Origin of the sequence: Mycobacterium sp. ACS1612 (assembly GCF_001667505.1) — a bacterium.
In the GTDB taxonomy this organism is placed as follows: Bacteria; Actinomycetota; Actinomycetes; order Mycobacteriales; family Mycobacteriaceae; genus Mycobacterium.
On the sequence record NZ_LZHZ01000005.1, the window covers coordinates 1 to 18,287 of the forward strand.

19 protein-coding genes are annotated in these 18,287 nt (G+C 66.7%); 14 read left to right on the plus strand and 5 right to left on the minus strand.

The features are described 5' to 3' along the window. Nucleotides 1–1,009, minus strand: a 1,009-nt coding sequence (locus A5724_RS02560; RefSeq protein ID WP_067796206.1) for an ammonium transporter, incomplete at its 3' end; no start/stop codon positions are given. Nucleotides 1,010–1,121: 112 nt separating this feature from the next. Here A5724_RS02560 and A5724_RS02565 point away from each other — a divergent pair. Next, entirely contained in the window at nt 1,122–1,574 is a 453-nt protein-coding gene (locus tag A5724_RS02565) for a hypothetical protein (RefSeq protein WP_067795743.1), read from the plus strand. Here A5724_RS02565 and A5724_RS02570 read toward each other — a convergent pair. After that, the gene (locus A5724_RS02570) at nt 1,557–2,159 is read right to left on the minus strand and encodes a nitroreductase family protein (protein ID WP_067795746.1); all 603 of its coding nucleotides are present in this window, start codon (nt 2,157–2,159) and stop codon (nt 1,557–1,559) included. The two genes, A5724_RS02565 and A5724_RS02570, sit on opposite strands and share 18 nt — an antisense overlap. Before the next feature lie 79 nt (nt 2,160–2,238). Here A5724_RS02570 and A5724_RS02575 point away from each other — a divergent pair, with 79 nt between their 5' ends. The 12 genes from A5724_RS02575 to A5724_RS02630 all read left to right on the plus strand — a co-directional run bounded on the left by A5724_RS02575 (nt 2,239) and on the right by A5724_RS02630 (nt 14,476). Continuing rightward, a complete protein-coding gene (locus A5724_RS02575; protein WP_067795749.1) occupies nt 2,239–3,504 on the plus strand; it encodes an aspartate kinase in 1,266 nt (421 codons plus the stop codon). Between the two features lie 2 nt (nt 3,505–3,506). After that, complete coding sequence (locus tag A5724_RS02580; protein WP_067795752.1) at nt 3,507–4,538, plus strand: aspartate-semialdehyde dehydrogenase; 1,032 nt, start codon at nt 3,507–3,509, stop codon at nt 4,536–4,538. A gap of 35 nt (nt 4,539–4,573) precedes the next feature. Continuing rightward, on the plus strand, nt 4,574–5,659 hold the full coding sequence (locus A5724_RS02585) for a DUF4185 domain-containing protein (protein WP_067796209.1): 1,086 nt from the start codon (nt 4,574–4,576) through the stop codon (nt 5,657–5,659). A 444-nt stretch (nt 5,660–6,103) separates the two neighbouring features. Then, on the plus strand, nt 6,104–6,517 hold the full coding sequence (locus A5724_RS02590; RefSeq protein ID WP_067795755.1) for a hypothetical protein: 414 nt from the start codon (nt 6,104–6,106) through the stop codon (nt 6,515–6,517). A gap of 42 nt (nt 6,518–6,559) precedes the next feature. Beyond that, nucleotides 6,560–6,988: an organic hydroperoxide resistance protein gene (locus A5724_RS02595; protein WP_197518529.1), complete on the plus strand. Its 429-nt coding sequence runs from the start codon at nt 6,560–6,562 to the stop codon at nt 6,986–6,988. A gap of 4 nt (nt 6,989–6,992) precedes the next feature. Then, nucleotides 6,993–7,634, plus strand: a complete 642-nt coding sequence (locus A5724_RS02600) for a sensor domain-containing protein (RefSeq protein WP_067795761.1) — start codon at nt 6,993–6,995, stop codon at nt 7,632–7,634. A 124-nt stretch (nt 7,635–7,758) separates the two neighbouring features. Continuing rightward, nucleotides 7,759–9,045, plus strand: coding sequence for an ergothioneine biosynthesis glutamate--cysteine ligase EgtA (gene egtA / locus A5724_RS02605; protein ID WP_067795764.1), 1,287 nt, complete (start codon nt 7,759–7,761; stop codon nt 9,043–9,045). Further along, nucleotides 9,042–10,316, plus strand: a complete 1,275-nt coding sequence (egtB, locus tag A5724_RS02610) for an ergothioneine biosynthesis protein EgtB (RefSeq protein WP_067795767.1) — start codon at nt 9,042–9,044, stop codon at nt 10,314–10,316. The genes egtA and egtB overlap by 4 nt, the downstream gene beginning before the upstream one ends. Continuing rightward, on the plus strand, nt 10,316–11,020 hold the full coding sequence (gene egtC / locus A5724_RS02615; RefSeq protein ID WP_067795776.1) for an ergothioneine biosynthesis protein EgtC: 705 nt from the start codon (nt 10,316–10,318) through the stop codon (nt 11,018–11,020). The genes egtB and egtC overlap by 1 nt, the downstream gene beginning before the upstream one ends. Then, nucleotides 11,017–11,982 carry an L-histidine N(alpha)-methyltransferase gene (gene egtD, locus A5724_RS02620; protein ID WP_067795778.1) on the plus strand — a complete coding sequence of 322 codons (966 nt, stop codon included), beginning with the start codon at nt 11,017–11,019 and terminating at the stop codon, nt 11,980–11,982. The genes egtC and egtD overlap by 4 nt, the downstream gene beginning before the upstream one ends. Continuing rightward, nucleotides 11,979–13,103, plus strand: coding sequence for an ergothioneine biosynthesis PLP-dependent enzyme EgtE (gene egtE, locus A5724_RS02625; protein WP_067795781.1), 1,125 nt, complete (start codon nt 11,979–11,981; stop codon nt 13,101–13,103). The genes egtD and egtE overlap by 4 nt, the downstream gene beginning before the upstream one ends. Before the next feature lie 29 nt (nt 13,104–13,132). Then, entirely contained in the window at nt 13,133–14,476 is a 1,344-nt protein-coding gene (locus A5724_RS02630; RefSeq protein WP_067795784.1) for a cation:dicarboxylate symporter family transporter, read from the plus strand. Here the strand turns inward: A5724_RS02630 and A5724_RS02635 are convergent. After that, complete coding sequence (locus A5724_RS02635) at nt 14,473–15,153, minus strand: class I SAM-dependent methyltransferase (RefSeq protein ID WP_067795786.1); 681 nt, start codon at nt 15,151–15,153, stop codon at nt 14,473–14,475. The genes A5724_RS02630 and A5724_RS02635 overlap by 4 nt on opposite strands. 10 nt (nt 15,154–15,163) lie before the next feature. After that, nucleotides 15,164–16,642 carry a glutamate--cysteine ligase gene (locus A5724_RS02640; RefSeq protein ID WP_156752101.1) on the minus strand — a complete coding sequence of 493 codons (1,479 nt, stop codon included), beginning with the start codon at nt 16,640–16,642 and terminating at the stop codon, nt 15,164–15,166. Between the two features lie 80 nt (nt 16,643–16,722). On the opposite strand from A5724_RS02640, the gene A5724_RS02645 reads away from it, so the two are divergent. After that, nucleotides 16,723–17,523: an MBL fold metallo-hydrolase gene (locus tag A5724_RS02645; RefSeq protein WP_067795791.1), complete on the plus strand. Its 801-nt coding sequence runs from the start codon at nt 16,723–16,725 to the stop codon at nt 17,521–17,523. Here the strand turns inward: A5724_RS02645 and A5724_RS02650 are convergent. Then, nucleotides 17,513–18,283, minus strand: coding sequence for a methyltransferase domain-containing protein (locus A5724_RS02650; RefSeq protein WP_067796212.1), 771 nt, complete (start codon nt 18,281–18,283; stop codon nt 17,513–17,515). The genes A5724_RS02645 and A5724_RS02650 overlap by 11 nt on opposite strands. Nucleotides 18,284–18,287: the final 4 nt, after the last annotated feature.

The window sequence follows — 18,287 nt, forward strand, 5'->3', positions numbered from 1 at the left end:
CGATCAGCAGGGTGCCGATGACGCCACCGACCAGGTGCACACCGACGACGTCGAGCGAATCGTCATAGCCGAAGCGGGATTTCAGTCCGACCGCCAGCGGGCAGATCGCACCCGCGATCAGGCCGAGGAAGATCGACCCGACCGGCGTGACCGCGCCGCACGCCGGGGTGATCGCGACCAGTCCGGCCACCGCACCCGAGGCTGCACCGACGCCGGTGACGTGGCCGTCCTTGAACTTCTCCACCGTCAGCCAGGCCAGCGTCGCCGCACAGGTCGCGGTGAACGTGGTGACCATGACGATGGCGGCCGATGTGCCCGCGGCCAGCGCCGACCCACCGTTGAACGCATACCAACCGGCCCACAGCAGACCGGCGCCGAGCAGCGTCAGCGGCACATTGTGCGGCTTGCGGAACTTGCCGAAGCCGAGCGACTTGCCGAGCACGATCGCGACCGCCAGCGCCGCGGCACCCGAGTTGATGTGCACCGCGGTGCCACCGGCGAAGTCAATTGCCTTGAGCTTGTTGGCAATCCAGCCGCCGGTGGAATCCGGTGTGACCACACCGTCGAAAGCGAACACCCAGTGCGCGACGGGGAAGTACACCAGGATCGCCCACGCCGTCGCGAACGTCATCCAGGCACCGAACTTCATCCGGTCCGCCGCCGCGCCGGAGACCAGCGCCACGGTGATCGCGGCGAAAAGTGCTTGGAACAACGCGAACAGGCTCACCGGCAGGCCGTTGATGGTGGTCATCGGATCGGTGAGGTTCTTCATGCCTGCGAATTCGGTGAAGCTGCCGACGAAACCGCCGTAGGACGTCCCGAAAGCCATCGAGAAGCCGAACAACACCCACAGCACGCCGACGACGGCCACGGCGCCGAACGTCATCATCATCATGTTGGTCGAGCTCTTGACGGACACCATGCCGCCGTAGAAGAGCGCGAGCCCGGGAATCATCACCGTGAGGCCGATGATGCAACACAGCATGAATGCTGTGGTTCCTGTATCCATATACATCTCCTGCAGTGGTGCGGCTCCGGCGCGAGCCGTTCACTGTCAGTAACCGATGTTTCTGTTACGTGGACCCGCTTGAGGTGTTTCGCACGGGTTACAGTTCCCTGCGATGTTTCGTAGTCGGCGGTTGTGGGTCTATATCGGTGTCGTCGTGGTGGTGGCGGTCGCCCTCGGCTTGCGGTCCACCGTGTTCGACCGCACGTCCGAGGAGTGCCAGCCGGTCAAGGAACTGCTGGACTACAACCGCGCCCAGGGTGAGCACATCGCGTCGAAGACCGGTGATTCAGAAGGCATTCCGACCGCAGCGGAGGAGACCGCGTATCAGGCGTGGGCCGACGGCATGGCCGAACGCGCGCAAAAGGTGACCTCGCCCGACCTGGCGCGCACCGCCACGACCGTCGCAACGCTGGCCAACGACTTCGTCGGGCAGTTCGCCAAGTTGCGCGCCGAGGCCGAGACCCGGGCCCCCGGCGCACCCGCGCCGCCCGCGGCTTTCGAGATGGCGGCGCTCAACGCCAGGCTCAGCGACAACCTCGCCCAGCTGTCAAAGGCGTGCTCCTGAGCCCCAGCGGCCACTGAACGCGATTTCTTCCAGCGGCAGTCGCTGCCGACCCTTGGCATCGCGCTCGACGACCTCCGGTGGCGCGTTGTCGTAGTCGCCGAGTGATCCGATAGCCACCACGGCGATGGGCCGCACCCCGTCCGGAATGCCGAACGCCTCGTGGGCGGCGTCGGCGTCGAAGCCGGCCATCGGATGGGCGATGAGTCCGCGGGACACCGCCTCGACGGTCATCTGCGCGATCGCGGCCCCTGCGTCGACCGCCGCATAGCGCGCCGTCCGCTCATCCTCGCCCTCGTCGACGCAGACCATGATCAGCGCGCCTGCCGCCGTCGCGTAAGCGTTGCCGCGCTTGAGCAGCCGGGCGATGCCCGTGTTGGTTTCGTCACCACGTAGGCCGACCAGGAATCGCACCGGCTGGCGATGGCCCCAGGTAGCGGCCCACCGCGCTGCCTCGAGCAACGCGACCAGATCGTCGGCCGTGAGCTCGGCTTCCGCGTCGAACAGTCGCGGACTCCACCTGGCGGCGAGGTCGGCGTGAATAGGCACCCGGGTCTGTGCGCAGCGCTCTGCAGCAATCTTGACCACGTCTTGACGCTACCGGCGGGATAAATGGGGTGCGCGAAACCCTTATTCTTAGGTGAACCCACCTCCGGAAGGTTTGACAGTGGCGCTCGTCGTGCAAAAGTACGGCGGATCCTCGGTATCTGATGCCGAGCGGATCCGCCGAGTCGCCGAACGCATCGTGGAGACGAAGAAACAGGGCAACGACGTGGTCGTGGTCGTCTCCGCGATGGGCGATACCACCGACGACCTGCTGGATCTGGCCAAGCAGGTGTGCCCGGCGCCGCCGGCCCGGGAGATGGACATGCTGCTGACCGCGGGGGAGCGGATCTCGAACGCGCTGGTCGCGATGGCCATCGACTCGCTGGGGGCGCAGGCCCGCTCGTTCACCGGGTCCCAGGCCGGGGTGATCACCACCAGCACGCACGGCAACGCCAAGATCATCGATGTCACGCCCGGCAGGCTGCAGTCGGCGCTGGACGAGGGTCTGATCGTGCTGGTCGCCGGTTTCCAGGGCGTCAGCCAGGACAGCAAGGACGTCACCACGCTTGGCCGCGGCGGGTCGGACACCACCGCCGTCGCGCTGGCCGCCGCACTGAACGCCGACGTCTGCGAGATCTACACCGACGTCGACGGCATCTTCACCGCCGATCCGCGCATCGTGCCCAACGCCAAGCGGATGGACACCGTGTCGTTCGAGGAGATGCTCGAACTCGCGGCGTGCGGCGCCAAGGTGCTGATGCTGCGCTGCGTCGAATATGCCCGCCGCTACAACGTCCCGGTACACGTCCGGTCGTCGTATTCAGATAAGCCCGGCACGATTGTGACCGGATCGATAGAGGACATCCCCATGGAAGACGCCATCATCACCGGAGTCGCTCACGATCGCAGCGAGGCGAAGGTGACGATCGTCGGCATCCCCGACGTACCCGGCTACGCCGCCAAGGTGTTCCGCGCGGTCGCCGACGCCGACGTGAACATCGACATGGTGCTGCAGAACATCTCGAAGATCGAAGACGGCAAGACGGACATCACCTTCACCTGCTCGCGGGAGAGCGGGCCGGGCGCGGTGGAGAAGCTGACCTCGCTGCAGGAGGAGATCGGATTCTCCAAGGTGCTCTACGACGATCACATCGGCAAGGTGTCGCTGGTCGGTGCGGGCATGCGCAGCCATCCCGGCGTCACCGCGAAGTTCTGCGAGGCGCTGGCCGGGGTTGGCGTCAACATCGACCTGATCTCCACCTCGGAGATCCGAATCTCGGTGCTGATCAAGGACACTGAGCTGGACAAGGCGGTGCTGGCCCTGCACGAGGCGTTCGAACTCGGCGGCGACGAAGCTGCGGTGGTGTACGCGGGAACGGGACGCTGATCATGGTCAACATCGGAGTGGTGGGCGCGACCGGCCAGGTCGGCCAGGTGATGCGAAAGCTGTTGGAGGAGCGCGATTTTCCCACTTCAGGTGTGCGGTTCTTCGCCTCGGCGCGCTCGCAGGGCAAGAAGTTGTCGTTCCGCGGTCAGGAGATCGAGGTCGAGGACGCCGCCACCGCCGATCCGAGCGGCCTTGACATTGCACTCTTTTCGGCCGGCGCGACGATGTCGCGTGTGCAGGGGCCGCGGTTCGCGGCGGCGGGCGTGACGGTCATCGACAACTCGTCGGCGTGGCGCAAGGACCCCGATGTGCCGTTGGTGGTCAGCGAGGTCAACTTCGCCGATGCGCGCAATCGCCCGAAGGGCATCATCGCCAACCCGAACTGCACGACGATGGCCGCGATGCCGGTGCTCAAGCCGCTGCACGACGACGCCGAACTGGTGCGGATGATCGCGTCGACGTACCAGGCGGTGTCCGGCAGCGGAATCGCAGGCGTCGAGGAGCTTTACGGTCAGGCCAGCGCGGTGGTGGGCGACAGCAGGGAGTTGGTGGCCGACGGTTCGGCGCTGCAATTCCCGAAACCCGACAAGTACGTCGCGCCGATCGCGTTCAACGTGGTGCCGCTGGCAGGCTCCTACGTCGACGACGGTTCCGGCGAGACCGACGAGGATCAGAAGCTGCGTAATGAAAGCCGGAAGATCCTCGGCATCCCGGACCTTCTGGTGAGCGGAACGTGTGTGCGGGTGCCGGTGTACACCGGGCACTCGTTGTCGATCAACGCCGAATTCGCCAAGCCGCTGTCCGTCGAGCACGCGCGGGATCTGCTGGCTCAGGCGCCGGGGGTGAAGCTGGTCGACGTGCCGACGCCGCTGGCCGCTGCCGGTGTGGACGAGTCGCTGGTCGGGCGCATCCGTCAGGATCCCGGGGTGCCAGAGGGCCGCGGCCTCGCGTTGTTCGTCTCCGGCGACAATCTGCGAAAAGGCGCGGCGTTGAACACCATTCAGATCGCCGAGCTGCTGGCCGCGGAACTCTGACCTTGCGCCGGCGTATTCCAGCAGGCCTCTTCTCGATATTTCTCTGCTGGAATACGGTTTCGGCAGTAACCGCGTCCGCGGAGCCGGAACCCATCCCTGGGCCCGTGTTGCCGCCACTGGCGCCGGGCCAGGTGGTCCGTATCGCCCCGGCGGCTGGAACGGGAACTCCGACAAGCGATTACGACATCGGCGCGACCGACCTCTGCGAGTTCATGGAGTTTCCCGACGGCGTCTTGCAGGTCTGCGGTGACAGCTTCGCGGGCCAGGGTGTCGGGTTCGGCCCGTGGCATTCCCCGATCGCGTTGCATGTCGAAACGGACTCCGTCGACGATCCGACGGGCGTGCGCTACGACCGGGTCACCGGCAACTTCAATCCGCTGCTCGCCGAACCCACGCCCGCGGGGATGTCCCAGTTGCCTGCGGGCGTGGTGCAGATCAACCGCGACAACTATCTGATGGTCACCACCGTCAAGGATTTAGTGCCGCAGAACTCCCGACTGGTGAAAGCCAATGCAGGACAAGGTAATTGGTCGACGGTGCCCAACTCGCAGCGGCCCGCGTCCTATCAGGGCGGCATGCAGTCGCAGATCAGCGGCTACTACGACCCGATCCCGAAACCCGATTCGCCCACCGGCTGGGTGTACATCGTGGCGAACAACTTCGATCGCAGCAGCCCGGCGGTGCTGTACCGCGCGAAACCGGAGACCTTCACCGACCGGGCCAGCTGGCAGGGCTGGTCAGCCAAGGGATGGGGCACACCGCCGACGCCGTTGTGGCCGGACCGGCTTGGCGAGATGAGCGTGCGGCAGGTCGACGGCAAGACGGTGCTTTCCTACTTCAACGCGAGCACCGGCAACATGGAAGTCCGGGTCGCAGACGATCCGACCGGCCTCGGCACGGCCCCGGTGACCACCGTGATCGTCGCGGGGACGTGGCCTGATCCCGCGGAGGACCTGGGCCCGCCGGACAACAACCGGCTCGCGCAGCCGTACGGCGGCTACCTCTCACCGGGGTCGACGCTCGACGAGTTGCGGGTGTTCGTCAGCCAGTGGAACACCGGTCCCGGCGACAACACGCCGTATCGCGTGATCCAGTTCGCCGTGAACCCGTTCAAGCCGTAGTCGTCAGCGCAGGAACCACCGGAACGACGCCCTGACCGGCGGCGCACCCCACATCGCCCCTGTCAGCGCCGCGGCGGCAAGGGCCATCAGACCCGACATCGCCATGATCGTGTCGCTGTTCATGACCAGATCTGTACCCGTCCGCCGCCCTGTCCAACCTCGATGTGAAAACAACAGCGTGCCAAGGTGATTCGCGACAGCAGGACATGACCGACAGCTATACGCCGAAGCTGCCGGCCATCCCAACGCGGTAAAGCTCAGTCCGCGCTACCCGCGGTGTTACCCATCCGTGGGAAGGGTCAATCATTTCTGGGACACTCCCGGGCGTTGATGAGCTTGCCGCAGGCCTGTCGCCAGAGCAGGGAATTCCGCAGCTCGACCGTTCACAGCTGATTCATAAGTTATTCATGACAAGCGCATCGACGCCGCTTGCATCCTCGAAGCATGAGCGAAACAACCCCCTCCTCTGAACCGGCAACCGGCCCGCTGACCACCACGCCGCCGCCCGCCGAACCACCGACCGTCGTCGCCGAGCCGCGCCGCCACGGCAGACTCACCGCGGTGGCCGCGTGGGTCGGAATCGTCGCGGGTGTCGTGTTCATCGTCGCCGTGATCTTCTTCTCCGGCTTCTTCCTCGGCGCGCATTCCGGCGGTGGTCACCGCGGCTGGCATCACGGCGGCGACCGCCATCGCGAGTTCGGTTTCATGCACCGGGGGCCGATGATGTTCCCGATGGGCCCACCGCGCGGCGAGTTCGATCGCCCGTTCGGGCCCGGCGGCCCGAACTTCCAGGGCCCGCAGGGACCCGGCTCCCAGCAGCCCGGCGGCCCGACCACGACCGCACCAAGACCGTCCTAACGGCGCCTTGCCGTCTCCGGACGGGCTGGCATGATCGTCCGCATGAGCATCGAAGTCGTTTTCACCGCAGAGTCCACGGCAACCGGCGGTGGCCGGGACGGCCACGTGAAGTCTTCGGACGGCAGGATCGACCTCGACACCCGCCCACCGAAAGAGGCGGGCGGCAGCGGCGAGGGCACCAATCCGGAACAGCTGTTCTCGGCCGGCTACGCCGCCTGTTTCCTCGGCGCGCTCCGCCTGGTGGCCCGCAACAACAAGATCGACCTCGACGATGCGAGCGGCATCACCGCGCAGGTCGGGTTCGGTAAGGACCCCGCGGGCGGATTCGGCATCAACGCGAACCTGATCGGCTATCTGCCCGGGCTCGAGCAGAGCGTCGCCGACGATCTGATGAACCAGGCGCACCAGGTGTGCCCGTACTCCAAGGCCACCCGCGGCAACATCGACGTCACGCTGTCGGCGAAGGTCTGAGCCCGTGCGGACCGTCGCAGCGATCGGCGTCGGTCTGGCGTTTGGTCTGTCAGTCGCGGCGCCGGCGCAAGCCCGACCATCCGACCCCGGCGTGGTGAACTACGCCGTGCTCGGCAAGGGTTCGGTCAGCAACATCGTCGGCGCACCAATGCGATTCGCGTCGACGTACACCGAGCCGGTCCAGTCGTATTACGTCGACAACCCGGTATGCAACAACTGGGCCGACATCGGCCTGCCCGAGGTGTTCCTCGACCCGGATCTCGCGTCGTTCAACGGTGCGGTCACGCAGACGGCCGACAACGATCAGAGCCATTTCGCCAAACAGGCGGTCGGTGTGTTCGCCACCGCCGATGCGGCCGATCGGGCGTTTCACCGAGTGGTCGACCGGACCGTGGGCTGCAGCGGTCAGACCACCGCGATGCATCTGGACAACTTCACGACCCAGGTGTGGAGCTTCTCCGGTGGGCCCGCCAGCGCGACCGACGCCGACTGGGTGAAGCAGGAGGCCGGCACCGACCGCCGCTGTTTCACCACCACCCGGAAGCGGGAGAACGTTCTTCTGCAAGCGAAAGTCTGTCAATCTGGCAACGCCGGGCCGGCGGTGAATGTGCTGGCAGGGGCGATGCAGAACACGCTGGGGCAGTAGCGAGCAACGAATCGGAAGCACACGTCACGAACCTGTCATCGAAAAAGCACGAGACTTTGTCGGTGGGCTCTGGAAGATGGACTGAGGGCCGCGATCATTCCCTACCCGGAAGGGGCCGGAAGACATGACCTTCGCCATCTCGTCCGATGTGGACGACGCCCACCCACGGAAAGCCGATGCAGACGAACTGACCAGCGCGGAGAGCGCCGCGGCCTACATCAGCGAGACGTCCCTCGCCGACGGCCGGGTCGGGCGGGTCGGCCTGGAGGTCGAGGCGCACTGTTTCGACCTCGCCGATCCGATGCGTCGCCCGGACTGGGCCGAACTGACCGACGCGATAGCGCACGTGCCGCCGTTGCCGGGCGCCAGCACCATCACCGTCGAACCCGGCGGTGCGGTCGAATTGTCCGGGCCGCCCGCCGACGACCTGATGGCTGCCATCGCGGCGATGACCGCCGACCGGGCGACGCTGCGGTCGACGTTCGCGCAAGCGGGGTTGGGACTGGTGCTGCTGGGCGCTGATCCGCTGCGACCGGCGAAACGGGTCAATCCCGGCGACCGGTACCTCGCGATGGAGCAGTTCTTCAACGCCAGCCAGACCGGCGAGGCGGGCGCGGCGATGATGACGTCGACGGCATCCATTCAGGTCAATCTCGAAGCCGGGCCCCGCGACGGATGGGCCGATCGGGTCCGGTTGGCGCACGCCCTCGGTCCCACGATGATCGCGATCGCCGCCAACTCGCCGCTACTCGGCGGCCAGTTCTCCGGTTGGCAGTCGACCCGCCAACGGGTGTGGAGCCAACTGGATTCGGCGCGCTGTGGCCCGGTTCTCGGCGTCAACGGCGACGATCCCGCCGGCGAATGGGCCGGGTATGCATTGAAGGCCCCGGTGATGCTGGTGCACGGCCCGGAGGCGATTCCGGTGACCCAGTGGGTGCCCTTCGCGGACTGGGCCGACGGCCGGGTGCTGCTCGGCGACCGCAGGCCGACGCACGCCGATCTCGACTATCACCTGACCACCCTGTTCCCGCCGGTGCGACCCCGGCGGTGGCTGGAGATCCGCTATCTCGACAGCCTCCCCGACACGCTGTGGCCCGCGGTGGTGTTCACGCTTGCCACCCTGCTGGACGATCCGGTTGCCGCCGACGCCGCCGCCGAGGCCACCGAATGGGTGGCGACGGCATGGGACCGCGCGGCCCAGATCGGGCTCGGTGATCGACGAGTGCACCAGGCCGCCAACCGCTGCGTGCAGATCGCCGCGGAACGCGCGCCTGCAGAACTCGTGGAATCGATGCGGCAATTGGTGCGTTCGGTCGAGATGGGACGATGCCCGGCCGACGACTTCTCCGATCGGGCAGTCACATACGGGATCGAAACGGCGATCACCCAACTGGCACAAGGGGAAACGTGACCGCACGCGAAACGCTCGCGCGTGAGCTGACAAAGGCCAGGGACCGCACGCTGCGGTTGGTCGACTTCGACGACGCCGAACTGCACCGCCAATACAACCCGTTGATGAGCCCGTTGGTGTGGGATCTCGCGCACATCGGCTGGCAGGAAGAGCTCTGGCTGCTGCGTGGCAACAACCCGGACCGGCCCGGCATGCTCGAGCCACGTGTCGAGCGCTGCTACGACGCGTTTCTCAACCCGCGCGCCAGCCGGATCGACCTGCCGCTGCTGCCGCCGTCGGACGCCCGCGCCTACTGCAACACGGTCCGCAACAAGGTGCTCGACACGTTGGACAAGCTGCCCGCCGACGACCCGGGCTTCAACTTCGGTCTGGTGATCAGCCACGAGAACCAGCACGACGAAACCATGCTGCAGGCGCTGAACCTGCGAACCGGCGCACCACTGCTGGGTCGCGGATCCGCGTTGCCACACGGCCGCGCCGGTGTCGCTGGTGAATCGGTGTTGGTACCAGGCGGTGAATTCCTGCTCGGAGTGGATGCGGTGAGCGAACCGCATTCGCTGGACAACGAACGCGAACCGCACGTGGTCGACTTGCCTGCGTTCCGCATCGGGCGGGTGCCGGTCACCAACGGCGAGTGGCGGCACTTCGTCGACGACGGCGGCTACGGACAGCAGCGGTGGTGGTCTGAGCGCGGGTGGAAGCACAGGCAGGAGGCGGGGCTGACCGCACCGCAGTTCTGGAACCCCGACGGCACCCGCACCCGATTCGGTCACGTCGAAGAGATCCCAGCCGACGAGCCCGTCCAGCACATCACCTACTTCGAAGCCGAGGCCTATGCGGCCTGGGCGGGCGCGCGGTTGCCCACCGAGATGGAATGGGAGAAGGCGGCTGCCTGGGACCCCGCGGCCGGGAAACGTCGCCGATTCCCTTGGGGTGCAACAGAACCCACACCGCACGTTGCCAACCTCGGCGGTGATGCGCTGCGGCCCGCACCGGTTGGGGCCTATCCGGCGGGGGCGTCTGCGTACGGCGCCGAACAGATGCTCGGCGACGTGTGGGAATGGACGTCGTCACCGCTGCGGCCGTGGCCGGGTTTCACCCCGATGCTGTACGAGCAGTACTCGCAACCGTTCTTCGACGGCGATTACAAAGTGCTGCGCGGCGGATCGTGGGCCGTCGCGCCCGGCATCGTGCGACCGAGCTTCCGCAACTGGGATCACCCCTTCCGGCGGCAGATCTTCTCGGGCGTTCGGCTGGCCTGGGACGCTTGATGTGCCGTCATCTGGGGTGGCTCGGTGAACCGCGATCGATCGCGTCGCTGGTGCTCGAACCGCCGTCGGGGCTGCTGGTTCAGTCGTACGCGCCGCGGCGGCAGAAGCACGGCCTGATGAACGCCGACGGGTGGGGCGTCGGCTTCTTCTCGCCTAGTGTGCCTAACGGCACGCCCTGCCGGTGGCGCAGCGCCGCACCGCTGTGGGGTGATGCCTCGTTCGCATCCGTCGCGCCCGCATTGAGCAGCGGATGCGTTGTGGCCGCGGTACGTTCGGCCAGCATCGGCATGCCGATCGAACCGTCGGCGTCGGCGCCGTTCAGCGACGGCCAGTGGCTGCTGTCGCACAACGGGCTGGTGGACCGAGGAGTGCTGCCGTTGTCGCAGCGGGCGGAGTCCACCGTCGACAGCGCGCTGCTGGCCGCGCTGATCTTCGACCGCGGCCTCGACGCGCTCGGCGACACCATCGTCGAGGTGGCCGCCGCCGACCCCAACGCCCGACTGAACATATTGGCCGCCAACGGATCTCAACTTCGGGCCACAACGTGGGGGGACACCCTGTCGGTGTTGCGCCAAGCCGACGGTGTGGTGCTGGCGAGCGAACCGTACGACGACAACCCCGACTGGCAGGAGATCCCCGACCGCCACCTCGTGGTGGTCGACGGCACTGCAGTCGACCTGATCCCGCTGAAAGGATCCCCATGACCATCTCGCTGTCCAACTACCTGGCCGCGGACTCCGCAGCGCGGGCGCTGCGACGAGACGTCCGCGACGGATTGACTCAGACGCCGAAGTCGTTGCCGCCCAAATGGTTCTACGACTCTGCGGGCAGCGACTTGTTCGACCAGATCACCCGGCTACCCGAGTATTACCCGACGCGCGCGGAGGCGCAGATCCTGCGAGCCGCATCGACGCAGATCGCCGACGCATCGGGCGCGGACACCCTGGTCGAACTGGGCAGCGGCACGTCGGAGAAGACGCGGCTGCTGCTGAATGCATTGAACGAGCGCGGATCGCTGCGCAGATTCATCCCGTTCGACGTCGACGCCGGAGTGCTCACCGCGGCAGGTTCAGCGATCCAACGCGAATATCCCGGCGTCGAGATCGAGGCCGTGTGCGGCGATTTCGAAGAACACCTCGGCAAGATCCCGCGCGTCGGCAGACGGTTGGTGGTGTTCCTCGGCTCGACCATCGGCAACCTGACGCACGGTCCGCGATCGCAGTTCCTGTCCACTCTTTCGGAGACGCTGCAACCGGGCGACAGCCTGCTGCTCGGCACCGACCTGGTGAAGGACGTCGACCGGCTGGTCCGAGCGTACGACGACAGCGCCGGGGTCACCGCGAAGTTCAACCGCAATGTGCTGGCCGTCGTCAACCGGGAACTGCACGCCGACTTCGACCTGACCGCGTTCGAGCACGTGGCCAAGTGGAACGCCGAGGAAGAGCGCATCGAAATGTGGCTGCGCGCCGCCATCGCGCAACGCGTGAGCATCGCGGACCTGGACCTGACCGTGGACTTCGCCGCCGGCGAGGAGATGCTCACCGAGGTGTCGTGCAAGTTCCGGCCCCAGGGCGTGGAATCCGAACTGGCGGCCGCGGGCCTGCGCAGAACCCACTGGTGGACCGATCCGGCGGGCGACTTCGGGCTGTCGCTGTCGGTCAAATGAGCCTCGCCGATCAGTGGCGGATGGCCAGGGCGAAGGCCGCCGGCCTGCACCTCGACAGCGGCGCGTGCTCGCGGCAGAGTTTCGCGGCGATCGATGCGGCCACACAGCACGCCACACATGAAGCCGAGGTGGGCGGGTACGTCGCCGCCGAGGCAGCGGCGCCGGTGCTCGACGCGGGACGCGCGGCCATCGGCGCCCTGACCGGAATGCCCGCCGCCGACGTGGTCTTCACCACCGGTGCCAACAATGCGTTGGATCTGTTGCTCGGCAGTTGGCCGGGCGAGCGCACACTGGCCTGCCTGCCCGGCGAGTACGGCCCGAACCTTGCCGTGATGGCCGCCAACGGCTTTGACGTCGCTGCGCTGCCCGCTGATGAGTTCGGCAGGCTTGCCGTCGACGACGCCGCCCGGCAGTTGGCGGACAATCCGCCTGCGCTGGTGCATCTGACACCGCTGGCCAGTCATCGCGGGCTGGCTCAGCCATTGGCGCAGCTGGCGGATGTGTGCCGCGACCTGGGTGTGCCGCTGGTCGTCGACGCCGCGCAGGCGTTCGGGCATCTCGACTGCGCGGTGGGCGCAGCGGCTGTCTACAGCTCATCGCGCAAGTGGATCGCGGGCCCGCGCGGCGTCGGAATGCTTGCCGTTGCGCCGGAACTGGCGCAGCGGCTGCGGCCCCGGCTGCCACCGCCAGAGTGGAACCTGCCGATACCGGTGATGCAGCGCCTCGATCACGGTGAGACGAATGTCGCTGCGCGCATTGGCTATTCGGTGGCCTTGGGTGAGCACCTTGCCATCGGGCCGCAACGCATCCGCGATGGGTTGGCGCGCGTCGGCCGGATGACGCGCACGGTACTGGCCGACGTCAGGGGCTGGCGGGTGGTCGAACCGGTCGACGAGCCCACCGCGATCACCACCTTGGCGTCGTTCGACGGCACCGACCCGGAGCGGGTGCGGTCGTGGCTGATCGCCGAGCGGGCGATCGTCACCACCTACGCCGAGGTGCAGCGCGCCCCGTTCGAGATGGGCGCACCGGTGCTGCGGGTGTCCCCGCACGTCGACACCACCGCCGAGGATCTCGAGCAGTTCGCCGAAGCGTTGGCGGCCGCCACCGCGCAGGTGTGAGGTAGCGCACTTCTGGCTATTCCCTCCGAATGGCCCGTCCGAAACGCGATCGCACGCACTGGCTCTACGTCTTGGTGATCATCGGGGTGATCGCCGGCATAGTTGTCGGCCTGCTGGCTCCGGACGTGGCGAAATCGTTGGGTGTGCTCGGTGAGCTGTTCGTCAAGCTGATCAAGATGATGATTGCCCCGGTCATCTTCTGCACCGTGGTGATCGGCATCGGCAAGCTGCGCGCGTCCGCGGTGGGCAAAGTGGGTGGTCTGGCCGTCGGCTACTTCCTGGTGATGTCGACCTTCGCGCTGGCGATCGGCCTTCTGGTCGGCAACCTGATCAAACCGGGCGAGGGGCTGAACATCTCGGGTGACCCGGGCAAGGGCGCCGAACTGGCGGGTGAGGCGCACGCCGAGGGCGGCCCGATGGAGTTCGTGGCCAACATCATTCCCGACACGTTGTTCTCCTCGCTGACGGCGGGCAACGTGCTGCAGGCGCTCTTCGTCGCGTTGTTGGTCGGATTCGCCATCCAGGGCTTGGGGCGGGTCGGCGAGCCGCTGCTGCTCGGCGTGGAACTGCTGCAGAAACTTGTGTTCCGCATTTTGATCGGCGTTCTGTGGCTGGCACCGATCGGCGCGTTCGGGGCGATCGCCGAAGTGGTCGGCGGCACCGGATTCGACGCTGTGATCCAGCTGGGCGTGCTGATGTTGGCGTTCTACATCACCTGCGTCATCTTCGTCTTCGGTCTGCTGGGCGCACTGCTGTGGGTGGTCGCGAAAGTGTCGATCTTCAAGCTGGCCCGGTACTTGGCCCGCGAGTATCTGTTGATCGTCGCGACCTCGTCGTCCGAGTCTGCGTTGCCCCGGCTGATCGCCAAGATGGAGCACGCCGGAGTCAAGCCTGCCACCGTGGGAATCGTTGTGCCAACCGGCTATTCGTTCAACCTCGATGGCACCGCCATCTATCTCACGATGGCGTCGCTGTTCATTGCCGACGCGATGGGCGACCCGTTGTCGATTCCCGAACAATTGGGGCTGTTGGCGTTCATGATGATCGCCTCCAAAGGCGCGGCGGGTGTCAGCGGCGCCGGACTCGCTACGCTGGCCGCCGGATTGCAGAGTCACCGACCGGAGATGCTGGACGGCGTCGGCATCATCGTCGGTATCGATCGGTTCATGTCGGAGGCCCGCGCGCTCACGAACTTCTCGGGCAATGCTGTCGCCACCGTGCTGGTCGGTCAGTGGACAAACACGCTGGATCGCAGGCAGATTCAGCAGGTTCTTGACGGCGACAAGCCGTTCGACGAGCAGACCATGCTCGATGACGACGAAACAGAGGACGTCTCAGCGAGCGAGCGCCAACCCGCGACCGCCGGACACTAACCGGCCTTGTGGGCCGTCAACAAGAACGCGGGGAACTTGATCCGGCCCTTCTCGTCGGTCGGGTGGACGGGCATAACGAACGGCGCGTCCGGCACCTCGATCGCATTGGCGTGGATGGTTGCCCGCCGGATGTCGTCGACCTGCCAGAACCGCGAAACCGCCTCGTGCAGTTCGTCTTCGTCGACCTCGTGCGGCTTCGGATCCATCTCGGCGGGAAACGCACCCTTGGCGAACACCAGGATGAAGAACGAGGCGCCGGGGGCGGCGGCCCTGTGCACCGAACGCAGGTAGCCTTCGCGACCCTCGACCGGCAGCGAGTGGAACAGCGTGCTGTCGACGATCGTATTGAAGCGGCCGTCGAACCCGGTGAAAACGGTGATATCGGCCTGTACGAACGTCGCACCGGTCAGCCCCCGCTCCTGCGCGGCGGCGGTGGCGGCGGCGATCGCGGTCGGGCTGAGATCGATGCCCACCACCGTGTAGCCGTCGGCGGCCAACGACAGTGACAACTCCGCGTGCCCGCAGCCCGCGTCGAGCACGTCGCTGCGGAAGGAGCCCTCGCGGTGCAACGCGGCCAATTGGGGCTGCGGCTCACCGATGTTCCACGGCGGCGGCCCCGTGAACGCCCCCTCCTGCCGATACGCGCCGTCCCAATCCATCACGTCGTCAGAAGTCATGGCGACCAATCTAGCCGGGGCTATCCCAGGTGTGGACCGGCTCGTTGCTGTGCATCCGCTCGCAGTACAGCCGCAGCATCTCGGCCAGCGCCTTCGGACGCGTCATCCCCCGTTCCTGCAACGCGTGCACCGTGGACACCTGCCACACCGCGCCGTTGCGGCCGGTTTTGGCGCGGCCCTCGATGACCCCGAGATAGCGATCGCGCACATCGCCCGACACCTCCCAACGTCGCAGGCCCTCGTCTGCCATCGGCAAGAGTTTTCGCAGCACCAACTCGTCGGGCGTGACCTCGCCCAGGCCGGGCCAGTACAGCCTGGCCTCCATGCCGTGCTGCGCGGCGGCGACGAAATTATGGTGTGCCGCAGCGAAACTCATCTTCGTCCACAGCGGCCGGTCCTCTTCGGACAGTGTCCGCAGCATGCCGTAGTAGAACGCCGCGCTGGCCATCATGTCCACCACGGTCGGCCCTGCGGGCAGCACGCGGTTCTCCACCCGCAGATGCGGCTTGCCGTCCACCACGTCGTACACCGGCCGGTTCCACCGCCAGACCGTGCCGTTGTGCAACCTCAGCTCGGCCAGTTGCGGTGTGCTGCCGTCGGCGAGCACGGCGACCGGATCCTCGTCGGACAGTTCGGGAAGCAGCGACGGGAAGTAGCGTACGTTCTCCTCGAACAGGTCGAAGATCGACGTGATCCACCGCTCGCCGAACCAGACCCGCGGTCGCACGCCCTGTGACTTCAGTTCGTCCGGCCGGGTGTCGGTGGCCTGCGTGAACAGCTCGATGCGGGTCTCCGGCCACAGTTGGTGGCCGAAGAAGTACGGCGAGTTGGCGCCGAGCGCCAGTTGTGGGCCGGCGAGCACCTGTGCCGCGTTCCAGTTGTCGGCGAAATCGGCGGGGGAGACCTGCAGATGCAGTTGCATGCTGGTGCACGCCGACTCCGGGGCGATCGACGCCAGTTGCAGGCTCAGCCGCTCCGGGCCCTCGATGTCGATCAGGATGTCCTCGCCGCGGGCCGTGAAGATGGAGTTCTCCAGCGCCTGATAGCGGGTCGACTCGCTCATCCAGCCGCCCGAGAGGTGTTCGGGCATCAGTGTGGGCAGGATCCCGATCATCACGATGTGCGCGCCGTTGGAGTTCGCCTTCTCCTCCGCGGCGTTGAGACTGGCCCGCACATCGGATTCCAGCTCGAGCGCTGCGCGGCCGGGTAGCCGCCGCGGTGGCACGTTGAATTCGATGTTGTAGGCACCCAATTCGGTCTGATACGCCGGGTCGGCGATCGACGCGAGCACCTCCTGATTGCTCATCGCGGGTTGGTACTCCCCGTCGACGAGGTTGCACTCGATCTCCATACCGGTCAGCGGGCGGTCGAACTCGAAGCTGGCCCGGGCCAGCATCGTCTCGAACACGTCGAGGCACAGCTGCACCTTGCGTCGGTACTCCCGCCGCTGTGCGCGAGAAAAGTCGGTCTGCTTCACCTCTTCGCCCACAACGCCGATGCTTCAGCGTTGTTGACGACTGCGCAAGCAAATCGCCGCATAAACCGCCAAGTGGCGGGTAGTCCGTCGCGATGGACATCACGGTGACCTTCATCGGCAACGCCACGACGCTCATCTCGGTCCCCGGCATCAACCTGCTGACCGACCCAAACTTCCTGCATCAGGGGCAGCACGCCTACCTGGGCTACGGGTTGCTCTCCAAGCGGCGCCACGGACCGGCCATCGACATCGGCGAACTGCCGGTGCTCGACGGGGTCGTGCTCTCCCATATGCACGGCGACCACTGGGACCGGGTGTCGCAGCGTCGCCTGGACCACGCGCTACCGATCCTGACCACGCCGCACGCGGCCAAGCGGCTGGCGCGCCGCGGCTTCGGCCGCGCGCTCGGGTTGGCCACGTGGCAGAACCACGAGATCGTGAAGGGCGCAACCAGCGTCACCGTCACAGCGCTGCCGGGCAGGCACGCGCCGACCCCGGTGGACAGGCTGCTGCCGCCGGTGATGGGCAGCATGCTGGAATTCGCCGACGGTTCGGCGCGGCGGCGCATCTACGTCTCCGGCGACACCTTACTCGTCGACGAATTGCGGGAAATACCAGTGCGTTTCGAGTCGATCGACGTTGGCGTGCTGCACCTCGGCGGCACCCGGTTGCCGTTCGGGAAGCACCTGCCGTTCGGACTCACGGTCACCATGGACGGGCGACAGGGAGCGGACGCGGTCCAAATGCTCGACCTGCCGCGGATGGTTCCGGTGCACTTCGACGACTACGGCGTCTTCGCATCGCCGCTGTCGGACTTCACCGACGAGATGAAACGACGCGGGCTGGCCGATCGCGTTATCGAGCTCGAGCGCGGCTCGTCGGTCAGGGTCTAGTGGCCACCACGACCTGCGGACTCATCAGGCCGCCGCGCAGATGCACCTCGATCGCCGGGTCGGCGTGTGCGGCCAGCGCGCGCAGCGCGGACGGACTGTAGCAGCGCAGCGAGCTGATCACACCGTCGTGCAGGAACGGCACCAGCGGGGCCAGCGGAAGCATCGTCGCCAACCGGATCAGGTGCAGTCCAGACGGCGGACGGGGCAGGTCGATGATCACCAGTCTGTCGGCCACCCGCGTGCCTTCGGCAAACACTCGCGATGCCGCCGCGGGCGCCAGATGGTGGAACGAGAACGCGAACACCGCAAGATCGAACTGCCGGTCTGCGGCGTCGATAGCGGTCGCGTTCATCTGCTGCACGACGGCCCTGGGATGATCGCCGAGGTCGCCTGCGTCGATCGCGGCGACCGACTGCTTTTCGATGTCAGTGATGGTCAGCTGCGCCGTCGGATGCCAGTCGAGCAGTTTGCGGGACAGCCCGCCGTGGCCGGAGCCCAGTTCGAGGATCTTGGGGTCGGGCACGTCGGCCACCTCGTCGAGCACGATCTTCGCGAACCTCTCGGTATTGCCGAAGAATTCGCCCGTCCACTCCAATGTGCGGATCACACTGCGCTTACGTGCGGCGTCCGCAGGGAGATCGGAGTCGCGGTCGAGGTATTCGGGGACGTTCGTCTGCAGCAGCCGGTCGAGGCAGGAGGCGTCCGGCCCGCCGCGGGGCATGCGGTCAATATCTGCTGTCTGCGAAGCCACGTAGACCATGATG

Excerpts from the sequence above, each read along its gene's own strand:
- A5724_RS02565 (WP_067795743.1), top strand. The coding sequence starts at position 1,122 with ATGTTTCGTAGTCGGCGGTTGTGGGTCTATATCGGTGTCGTCGTGGTG.
- A5724_RS02580 (WP_067795752.1), top strand. The coding sequence starts at position 3,507 with ATGGTCAACATCGGAGTGGTGGGCGCGACCGGCCAGGTCGGCCAGGTG.
- A5724_RS02590 (WP_067795755.1), top strand. The coding sequence starts at position 6,104 with ATGAGCGAAACAACCCCCTCCTCTGAACCGGCAACCGGCCCGCTGACC.
- A5724_RS02595 (WP_197518529.1), top strand. The coding sequence starts at position 6,560 with ATGAGCATCGAAGTCGTTTTCACCGCAGAGTCCACGGCAACCGGCGGT.
- egtA (WP_067795764.1), top strand. The coding sequence starts at position 7,759 with ATGACCTTCGCCATCTCGTCCGATGTGGACGACGCCCACCCACGGAAA.
- egtC (WP_067795776.1), top strand. The coding sequence starts at position 10,316 with ATGTGCCGTCATCTGGGGTGGCTCGGTGAACCGCGATCGATCGCGTCG.
- egtD (WP_067795778.1), top strand. The coding sequence starts at position 11,017 with ATGACCATCTCGCTGTCCAACTACCTGGCCGCGGACTCCGCAGCGCGG.
- egtE (WP_067795781.1), top strand. The coding sequence starts at position 11,979 with ATGAGCCTCGCCGATCAGTGGCGGATGGCCAGGGCGAAGGCCGCCGGC.
- A5724_RS02630 (WP_067795784.1), top strand. The coding sequence starts at position 13,133 with ATGGCCCGTCCGAAACGCGATCGCACGCACTGGCTCTACGTCTTGGTG.
- A5724_RS02635 (WP_067795786.1), bottom strand. The coding sequence starts at position 15,153 with ATGACTTCTGACGACGTGATGGATTGGGACGGCGCGTATCGGCAGGAG.
- A5724_RS02645 (WP_067795791.1), top strand. The coding sequence starts at position 16,723 with ATGGACATCACGGTGACCTTCATCGGCAACGCCACGACGCTCATCTCG.
- A5724_RS02650 (WP_067796212.1), bottom strand. The coding sequence starts at position 18,283 with ATGGTCTACGTGGCTTCGCAGACAGCAGATATTGACCGCATGCCCCGC.